Here is a 1,236-nt window from a genome sequence, read left to right as displayed (position 1 = left end):
TGTGGTAAGCCCCTAGTTTTCTAGACACTTCCTAGTTTCTCAAAATACTGCTTCTCGAACTTCATCGGAGACAGTCCGTTATTACTACCATGATGTCGCACTGGATTATAGAAATATTCGATATAGTTAAATATTTCAGAGCGTGCTTCGTCTCTGGTTTTGTAGACCTTTCGCTTAACTCTATCTTTCTTTAGGAGTGAGAAAAAGCTCTCAGCAACAGCGTTATCATGACAGTTTCCTCTGCGGCTCATACTTGCTTCCAGGTTATGTTCTTTAAGAAAGCTACGCCAATCTGAACAGGTATATTGCACACCTTGATCGGAGTGTATCAGCACTTTTTCGGTCGGAGACCGTCGCCATATAGCCATTAATAACGCGTCAATAACCAAGTCAGCCTTAGGTGTGCTTTTCATCGTCCAACCGACGACTTGACGTGAGAATAGGTCGATCACAACAGTTAGATACAACCAGCCTTCATGGGTGCGGATATAAGTAAAATCGGTCACCCAAACTTTGTTAGGCTTAGCGACATCAAAGCCACGATTTAGCGTGTTTGGTGCTGTATGACTAACATCTCCGCCACCAAAGCTTGGATTACGCTTATAGCCTCGTACAGCCTTAATCTGAGCTGCTTTCATAATACGGTGAACTCGATTTTTACCAACCGATTCGCCGTCATCCTTGAGGTCCAATGTAATATTTCGATAGCCATACACACAGCCACTTTCCAGCCAAAATTGCTTAATCTTACCTAGCAATCTTTTATCTTCAGCTTCTCGGTTACTCAAAGGCTCCTTTAGCCAGGCATAGAAGCCACTGTGGTGAACATCAAGTATTCGACACAGGGTTCTGACAGGATATTGCTTGAGCCTGGACTTTATGAACGTGTACTTTTCTTTGACTCGCTTGCAAAGTACACGGCGGCCTCCTTTAGGATATTTCGCTCTTCGGTTACTCGACGTAGCTCCGCCTTGAGTTTACGTATTTCGTCTTGCTGATTATCAATGGTGATGTGTTGCTTTTCTGGCTTATCAAACTTGTTAATCCAGTTGTGCAAACTTTTAGGAGTGACGCCTAATCTTTCTGCCACATCGGCGATCTGGTGACCACGCTCTGTGACCTGTTTAACAGCTTCGATTTTGAACTCGTCGGGATATCGTTTTCCGCGCATGTAACACCTCATATTTTTGGTTCATTATAACTCTATGAAGTGTCTACTGTTCTAGGGGCTTACCA

1 protein-coding gene is annotated in these 1,236 nt (G+C 43.6%); it reads right to left on the bottom strand.

What is annotated here, in order from left to right; all coding sequences use genetic code 11:
* Positions 1–20: 20 nt before the first annotated feature.
* Positions 21–1,171, bottom strand: a protein-coding gene (locus K0625_RS24270) for an IS3 family transposase (RefSeq protein ID WP_220111922.1) whose coding sequence is annotated in 2 segments (ribosomal slippage) — positions 21–934 and positions 934–1,171 — 1,152 coding nt in all. Because the reading frame shifts where the segments join, the coding sequence is not laid out codon by codon here.
* Positions 1,172–1,236 lie beyond the last annotated feature (65 nt).

It is taken from the genome of Shewanella nanhaiensis, from assembly GCF_019457885.1.
GTDB lineage: Bacteria > Pseudomonadota > Gammaproteobacteria > Enterobacterales > Shewanellaceae > Shewanella > Shewanella nanhaiensis.
Note: the sequence above shows the minus strand (reverse complement) of the source record. Positions and strands in the feature narration are given on the sequence as shown.